The sequence below is a fragment of the Kocuria sp. CCUG 69068 genome (assembly GCF_020833785.1).
GTDB classification, from domain to species: Bacteria; Actinomycetota; Actinomycetes; order Actinomycetales; family Micrococcaceae; genus Kocuria; species Kocuria rosea.
This window is the reverse complement of sequence record NZ_PDDL01000137.1, coordinates 1-7598: the sequence shown is the minus strand read 5'-3', so window position 1 is coordinate 7598 and position 7598 is coordinate 1. Positions and strand designations below refer to the sequence as shown.

General features: G+C 74.2%; 7 protein-coding genes. 5 read left to right on the top strand and 2 right to left on the bottom strand.

Features of this window, described 5'->3' with window-relative positions; all coding sequences use genetic code 11:
• Positions 1–151: 151 nt before the first annotated feature.
• Positions 152–1009 carry a site-specific DNA-methyltransferase gene (locus CRM73_RS17250; protein ID WP_017833427.1) on the top strand — a complete coding sequence of 286 codons (858 nt, stop codon included), beginning with the start codon at positions 152–154 and terminating at the stop codon, positions 1007–1009.
• A gap of 31 nt (positions 1010–1040) precedes the next feature.
• On the opposite strand, the gene CRM73_RS17245 is transcribed toward CRM73_RS17250, so the two are convergent.
• Entirely contained in the window at positions 1041–1892 is an 852-nt protein-coding gene (locus CRM73_RS17245; protein ID WP_031283018.1) for a PHP domain-containing protein, read from the bottom strand.
• An 81-nt stretch (positions 1893–1973) separates the two neighbouring features.
• On the opposite strand from CRM73_RS17245, the gene CRM73_RS17240 reads away from it, so the two are divergent.
• Positions 1974–3548: an aminopeptidase P family protein gene (locus tag CRM73_RS17240; protein ID WP_017833425.1), complete on the top strand. Its 1575-nt coding sequence runs from the start codon at positions 1974–1976 to the stop codon at positions 3546–3548.
• An 18-nt stretch (positions 3549–3566) separates the two neighbouring features.
• On the opposite strand, the gene CRM73_RS17235 is transcribed toward CRM73_RS17240, so the two are convergent.
• Entirely contained in the window at positions 3567–4442 is an 876-nt protein-coding gene (locus CRM73_RS17235; RefSeq protein WP_229588608.1) for a general stress protein, read from the bottom strand.
• A 106-nt stretch (positions 4443–4548) separates the two neighbouring features.
• Between CRM73_RS17235 and CRM73_RS17230 the strand changes: the two genes are divergently transcribed.
• From CRM73_RS17230 to CRM73_RS17220, 3 genes are all read left to right on the top strand, one after another.
• A complete protein-coding gene (locus tag CRM73_RS17230) occupies positions 4549–5850 on the top strand; it encodes a magnesium transporter MgtE N-terminal domain-containing protein (RefSeq protein WP_035927407.1) in 1302 nt (433 codons plus the stop codon).
• Positions 5843–6472: a DUF1003 domain-containing protein gene (locus CRM73_RS17225; protein ID WP_017833421.1), complete on the top strand. Its 630-nt coding sequence runs from the start codon at positions 5843–5845 to the stop codon at positions 6470–6472. The genes CRM73_RS17230 and CRM73_RS17225 overlap by 8 nt, the downstream gene beginning before the upstream one ends.
• Positions 6465–7598: Mrp/NBP35 family ATP-binding protein (locus CRM73_RS17220; RefSeq protein ID WP_229588607.1), on the top strand; the 1134-nt coding region annotated here is incomplete at its 3' end. The genes CRM73_RS17225 and CRM73_RS17220, both read left to right, overlap by 8 nt.

Sequence of the window (7598 nt, the reverse complement as noted above, 5' to 3'; positions counted from 1 at the left end):
ACGCCCGGGCGCCCCGGGCGGCTGCGCGCGAGACGGCTCCCGAGGCGCCCCGGGAGACCTCGGTGGAGCGCACCTCGGACGGCACCACCCGGCGCCGCCGGCGCCGCCGCAGCAGCGCGGCCTCGCCGGAGCAGAGCGGCACCGCCGGCGAGTGAGCCCCTTCGCCTTCGACGCCGAGGGCCCCGACGCGGTGGTCGCCGCGGAGAACCTGGATCTCCTGCGGCGGCTGCCCGGCGGGGCCTTTCGCATGATCTACGTGGACCCGCCCTTCAACACGGGCCGCACCCAGCGGCGGCGGGAGTCCACGGTGACCCCGGCCGCCGCCGGGGAGGGCGACCGCACCGGCTTCGCCGGCCGCTCCTACACGACCGTGCTGGGGGCCCTGCGCAGCTACGACGACGCGTTCGCCGACTACTGGGGGTTCCTGGAGCCCCGTCTGCGGGAGGCGTGGCGGGTGCTGGCCGACGACGGGACGCTGTACCTGCACCTGGACTACCGGGAGGTGCACTACGCGAAGGTGATGCTGGACGCGATCTTCGGGCGGGAGTGCTTCCTCAACGAGATCATCTGGGCCTACGACTACGGCGGGCGCTCCCGCCGCCGCTGGCCCGCCAAGCACGACAACGTCCTGGTGTACGTCAAGGACCCCGAGCGGTACCTGTTCGACAGCGCCGAGGTCGACCGGGAGCCGTACATGGCCCCGGGCCTGGTGACCCCGGAGAAGGTGCGGCTGGGCAAGCTGCCCACGGACGTGTGGTGGCACACCATCGTCTCCCCCACCGGCCGGGAGAAGACCGGCTACCCCACGCAGAAGCCCGTGGGCCTGGTGCGGCGGATGGTCGCCGCGAGCTCCGCCCCCGGGGACTGGGTCCTGGACTTCTTCGCCGGCTCCGGGACGCTCGGCGCCGCCGCCGGGCAGCTGGACCGGCGGTTCGTGTGCGTGGACCGCAACCCGGAGGCGATCGAGGTCATGCGCGCCCGCCTGCCGGGCGCGACCGTGTGGGACTGAGCACGGGCTCGCCCGGCAGGCGGCGGGGCCCTCAGGGGTAGCGCACGGGGACCCCGGAGCCGGCCTGCTCCTCGATCCGCACGAGCGACTGGACGGACGTCAGGTTCTCCCCCAGCCGGTTGGGCTTGCCGGCCCCGTGGTAGTCGCTCGCGCCCGTGACCACCAGGTCGTGCTCGGAGGCCATCCGGACGAGCCGGGCACGGGCGTCGTCGGGGTTGTCCCGGTGCGCGACCTCGAGCCCGCCGAGGCCGGCGTCGATCATGGCCTCGAAGACCTCCGGGCCGACCACCCGGCCGCGGGCCGCGGCGAGCGGGTGGGCGAAGACGGGCACGCCGCCGGCGGCCCGGACGAGGCGCACCGCGTGCACCGGGTCCGGGGCGTAGTGGGGGACGTAGTAGCGGGAGCGGCTGTGCAGCACCGAGGCGAAGGCGGCGGTGCGGTTCTCCACGACCCCCACGGTGACGAGCGCGTCGGCGATGTGCGGGCGGCCCACGGTCGCGCCCTCGCGCACGTGGTCCAGGACCACGTCCCAGTCGATCGGGTAGTCCTCGGACAGCAGCTCGACCATGCGCTCGGCCCGGGTGCGCCGCGAGCAGCGGGAGGACTCGATCTCGGCGAGCAGCCGTGGCTCCCGCGGGTCGTGCAGGTAGCTCAGCAGGTGCACCGAGATCCCGTCCTCGGTGGTGCAGGAGATCTCCATGCCCGGGACGAAGGCGACCCCGAGGGCCACCGCGGCGTCCCCGGCCGCCTGCCACCCGGACGTGGTGTCGTGGTCGGTGAGGGCGAAGACGTCCAGGCCCGCCGCGTGCGCCGCGCGGGCCACGTCCGCCGGGCTCTCCGTGCCGTCGGAGTCGGACGAGTGGGTGTGCAGGTCGATCTTCACCCGCTCCACGATACCGGTCCGGGCCGGACGGCCCGCCGCCTCCCGTGGCACGATGAGACCGACGACGCGAGGAAAGGAATCATGACAGAGCACAGCACCACACCCCAGGACGCGGCGCAGCCGCTCTCGGACCGGGTCGAGAACCGGTCCCAGCGCCCCGACTCCGCCGCCTTCCAGCAGTTCATGGCGTCCCAGTGGGCGGAGGCGGAGCCCACCGAGGTGGAGCGGGCCCCGGTCGCGGACTTCGCCGCCGAGCGGCGCCGGCGGATCTCCGAGCGGTTCCCCGGCGAGCGGCTCGTGCTCCCCGCCGGGCCGCTCAAGGTCCGCTCCAACGACACCGACTACCGCTTCCGGCCGCACTCCGCGTTCGCCCACCTCACGGGTCTGGGCGTGGACCACGAGCCCGACGCCGTGCTGGTGCTCGAGCCCGTCCAGGAGGGCGCCGGCGACGACGGGGGCCACCACGAGGCCACCCTGTACTTCCACCCCATGGCCGGCCGGGACTCGAAGGAGTTCTACGCCGACGCCAAGAACGGCGAGTTCTGGGTGGGCCCCCGCCCCACCCTCGAGGAACTGGGCGCCGCCTACGGGCTGCGCACCCGGGACCTCGGGGGCCTCGAGGACGCGGTCACCAAGAACGCCGGGCCCACCGCCCTGGGCGGCCTGCGGGTCCGGCTCGTGCGCGAGGTGGACCTGAACGTCGACGCCCTGGTGGACACCTCCCGGATCAACACCGGGGTGGACCTCGAGTCCTCGGACGCCCTCGACGGCGAGCTCGCCGAGGCGCTCTCGGAGCTGCGGCTCGTCAAGGACGCCCACGAGGTCGGGCAGCTGCGCGAGGCCGTGGACGCGACCATCGCGGGCTTCACCGACATCGTGCACGTGCTGCCGGCCGCCGCGGGCCACCGCCACCGCGGCGAGCGCATGGTCGAGGGCGCCTTCTTCGCCCGCGCCCGCACGGACGGCAACGACCTCGGCTACGACACCATCGCGGCGTGCGGCAACAACGCCACGGTCCTGCACTGGATCCGCAACACCGGGAGGGTGATCCCCGGGGAGCTGATCCTCGTGGACGCGGGCGTGGAGGCCGACTCCCTCTACACCGCGGACATCACCCGCACCCTGCCGGTGAACGGCCGCTACTCGGAGGTGCAGCGGCGGATCTACCAGGCGGTCCTGGACGCCGCCGACGCCGCGTTCGACGCCGCGGTGCCCGGCAACCGGTTCCGGGACGTGCACGCCGCCGCCATGGAGGTCCTGGCCCGGCGGCTGGAGAGCTGGGGCCTGCTGCCCGTGCCCGCCGAGGTCTCGCTCTCCGCGGCGGGCCAGCACCACCGGCGGTGGATGCCGCACGGCACGAGCCACCACCTGGGCCTCGACGTGCACGACTGCGCGCAGGCCAAGCGGGAGCTGTACGTGGACGGGGTCATCGAGCCCGGCATGGTGTTCACCATCGAGCCCGGCCTCTACTTCAAGGCGGAGGACCTCGCGGTGCCGGAGGAGTACCGCGGGATCGGCGTGCGGATCGAGGACGACGTCCTGATCACCGAGGACGGCAACGTCAACCTCTCGTCCGGGCTGCCCCGCACCCCGGACGAGGTCGAGGCGTGGATGACCGGTCTGTGGCACGCCCGGGAGGGCGTCGACCCCAGCTGAGCCGGCGGCCGCCGGCCGTCAGCGGGAGGCGTCGGTGGACGTGCTCCCGCCGGTCGGCGGCCCGGACCGGTCCGGGGCCGCGTCCTGACCGGCGGCGTCCCCGTCGGGCTCCCCGGCGGGGAGCCTGATGCCGTACTGGGGCCGGCCGTCGGGCAGGTCCTGGAACATCGCGGAGCGGCCGGGCGCGTCGGCCTGCTCGCTCTGGCCCGCCGCGGGGACCGCGGGCGCGGGACCCGCGGTTCCGCCGGCCGGCTCCGGGGCGGCGCCGTGGGAGGGACGCTGCCACGGGGCCCCCGCCGGGGGCCGCCCCGGCGTCCCGGGCTGCGGGGGGCCCTGCCGCATCCCCTGCGGAGGACCCTGCTGCGGAGCGGGCCGCGGCGCGGGAGCGGTCCGCGGCAGGCTCTGCAGCCCGCGCAGCCCCTGGAGCACCTGCTGGGCGCGCTGGGCCACCTCGGGGGCGGCCACGACGTCGTAGGACGTGGCGACGATCTGGTTGGTCGAGGTGAAGTCCCGCTTCCCGCGCTGCATGGCGTAGGTGATGGTGGCGAGCAGCATCCAGAAGGCCCCGCCCATCAGCACCGACACGAGCAGTGTGGACAGCCACTGCTCCCCGCCCAGCAGCGACAGGATCATCCCGAGGAACGCGCCGAAGACCATGCCGTTGAGCGCGCCCTGGCCCGCGACCTTCGGATAGCTCAGCCGGCCGGTCACCTGCTCCACGGACTTCAGGTCGTTGCCGACGATCGCGATCCGGTCCACCTCGAACTGCTCGTCCGCCAGGTGGTCCACGGCCTTCTGCGCGTCGGCGTACGTGGCGTAGCGCCCGATCACCTCCCCGCGGGGCAGACCGCGGACGGCGGGGCTGGCGGGAGGCAGGGACCGTGGCGAGCTCATGCCCCCATTCTCCCCCATCCGCTCCCGCCACCGCGCCCCGACCCGGTCCCCTCACGGGCCACGGCCCGGGGCAGGGGCCCGGGGAGCCGGTGGGTAGTCTTGTACGGTGAGCAGCCACATCGACAAGATCTTCATCGCGCGCCTGATCGGCCTCGACGTGTTCGACCCCCTGGGGGACCGTCTGGGGCGGTTGCGCGACGTCGTCGTGCTCATGCGCGGCAGCTCCCGGTACGGCCGCTCCTCCCGCCGGCCCCTCGTGGTCGGCCTCGTGGTGGAGGTCCTCGGCAAGAAGCGGGTGTTCGTGCCGATGACTCGCGTGACCAGCATCGACGCGGAGAAGATCATCAGCACGGGGCTCGTGAACCTGCGCCGCTTCGAGCAGCGCGGCGCGGAGACCCTCGCCGTCGGCGAGATCTTCGACCGGACCGTGGTGCTGCGCGACGGTTCCGGCTCCGCCACGGTCGAGGACATGGCGATGGAGCGCAAGCGCAACACCGGGGACTGGCTGATCACCCAGCTCTTCGTGCGCCGCACCGGCACGGGCGGGGGCCTGATGCGCCGCCGCAACGAGACGCTGATCATCGACTGGGAGGACGCGGGGGACCCCTCCGCCGCGGGCCACCAGCCGGCCACCCAGTGGGTCGCCTCCCACGAGGAGCAGCAGCCCGCCGACCTCGCGGACGAGCTCCACGACATGTCGGCCAAGCGCATGCTCGAGATCGCCCACGAGCTCCAGGACGACCGGCTTGCCGACGTCCTCGAGGAGCTCCCGGAGGAGGACCAGGTCTACATCCTCACCAACATGGAGCCGGACCGCGCGGCCACGGTGCTCGAGGAGATGGAGCCCGACGACGCCGCCGACCTGCTCAACGAGCTGCCCGAGGCCCAGGCCGAGGAGCTGCTCGCGCGGATGCAGCCCGAGGACGCCGAGGACGTCCGGCGCCTGCTGGAGTACGAGGAGGGCACGGCCGGCTCGCTCATGACCCCCGTGCCGATCATCCTGCCGCCGGAGGCCACGGTGGCCGAGGCGCTCGCGCACATCCGCCAGGAGGAGCTCAGCCCCGCGGTCGCGGCGGCCGTGATCATCTCCCGCCCGCCGCTGGAGACGCCCACCGGCAAGTACCTCGGCATGGTGCACACCCAGAAGCTGCTGCGCTATCCCCCGCCCGAGGCCGTGGGCAACCTCATCGACCGCTCGTTCGAGCCGGTCTCCGACCTCGCCTCCCTGCAGGACGTCGCGCGCGAGCTCGCGACCTACGACCTCACGATCATCCCTGTGGTCAACGACCACGACCGGGTGGTCGGGGCGATCACGATCGACGACGTCCTCGACGCCCTGCTGCCCGAGGACTGGCGCACCGCCGACGACGGGACCCCGATCCGGAAGGTGGGCAAGCGGTATGAGTGAGCGCGAGCCCCGGCGCCCCCGCGTCGGCACCCGCGGCAACGCCCTCGACCAGCCGCGCGAGCACCGGCCGGGACTGCTGGACCGGTTCCGGCCGAACCCCGACGCCTTCGGGCGGATGACCGAGGGCTTCGCCCGGTTCATGGGCACCCCGCAGTTCCTGCTGTGGATGACGGTGTTCGTGGCCCTGTGGCTGGGCTGGAACACCATCGCCCCCCGGGAGCTGCAGTTCGACTCGAAGGACCTCAACTTCACGCTGCTCACACTCATGCTCTCGCTGCAGGCCTCCTACGCGGCGCCCCTGCTGCTGCTGGCGCAGAACCGGCAGGACGACCGGGACCGGGTGACCCAGGAGGAGGACCGCCGCCGGGCGCAGCAGAACCTCGCCGACACCGAGTACCTGACCCGGGAGATCGCCTCGCTGCGGATCGCGCTGCGGGACGTCGCCACCCGCGACTTCGTGCGCTCGGAGCTGCGCTCGGTGCTCGAGGAGATCCTGGAGTCCCAGGACGACGCCCCGGACGCCGACGAGCCGGGGGCCCCGCCGCGGCGGGGCGCCCGCCGCAGGAGCCGCAACCCCGACCGCCCCACCGCCCCCGAGACCCGAGGGAACCCCCGTGCCTGAGCCCCGCCCCGACGACGTCCTCGCCCCCGAGACCCTCGACCCCGCCCTGCGCGCGGCGCTCGACCGCGTGCTCGACCCGGAGCTGCGCCGGCCCGTGACCGAGCTGGGGATGATCCGCTCCGCCCGCCTCGACGACGCCGGCCACGCCGCGGTGCACGTGCTGCTGACGATCAGCGGCTGCCCCCTCCGCTCGACGATCGAGCGGGACGTCCGGGACGCCGTGGGGACCGTGGCGGGGGTGCGCACCGTGGACGTCGAGATCGGGGTGATGACCCCCGAGCAGCGCACCGCGCTGAAGCACCGGGTGGGCCACACCCGGACCGTCCCCTTCAACGACCCGTCCTCCCTGACCCGGGTGCACGCGGTGACCAGCGGCAAGGGCGGCGTCGGCAAGTCGACGGTCACCGTGAACCTCGCCGCCGCGCTCGCCGCGCGCGGCCGGTCGGTCGGCATCGTGGACGCCGACGTCCACGGGTTCTCCGTGCCCGGGCTGCTCGGCATCGACCGGGCGCCCACCCAGGTGGGGGACATGATCCTGCCCCCCGTCGTGGACGTCCCCGAGGAGGCGCGGGAGGACACCGGGCGCCCCGGGGTGCTCAAGGTCATCTCGATCGGGATGTTCGTGGACCCGGACCAGCCGGTGGCCTGGCGCGGGCCGATGCTGCACCGCGCCGTGGAGCAGTTTCTCACGGACGTGCACTTCGGCGACCTGGACCACCTGTTCCTCGACCTCCCGCCGGGCACGGGCGACATCGCGATCTCCGTGGCCCAGCTGCTGCCGTCCGCGGAGGTGCTCGTGGTCTCCACGCCCCAGCAGGCGGCGGTCGAGGTCGCCGAGCGCTCCGGGGCGCTCGCGGTGCAGACCGGCCAGCGGGTGGCCGGGGTGGTGGAGAACATGGCGGGCATGCCGATGCCGGACGGCAGCGTGCTCGAGCTCTTCGGCGCCGGCGGGGGCACCCGGATCTCGGAGTCCCTGACCCGGCGGCTCGGCTACGACGTGCCGCTGCTCGGCGCCGTGCCGCTCGACGTCGCCCTGCGCGAGGGCGGGGACGCCGGCCGCCCGGTGGTGTGGTCCGCGCCGGGCTCGCCCGCCGCGGTCGCCCTGCGTGCCGTCGCCGACGCGATG

What these genes read in the sequence shown, in the direction of transcription:
- CRM73_RS17240 (WP_017833425.1), top strand. Translation starts at nt 1,974, where the DNA reads ATGACAGAGCACAGCACCACACCCCAGGACGCGGCGCAGCCGCTCTCG.
- CRM73_RS17235 (WP_229588608.1), bottom strand. Translation starts at nt 4,442, where the DNA reads ATGAGCTCGCCACGGTCCCTGCCTCCCGCCAGCCCCGCCGTCCGCGGT.
- CRM73_RS17225 (WP_017833421.1), top strand. Translation starts at nt 5,843, where the DNA reads ATGAGTGAGCGCGAGCCCCGGCGCCCCCGCGTCGGCACCCGCGGCAAC.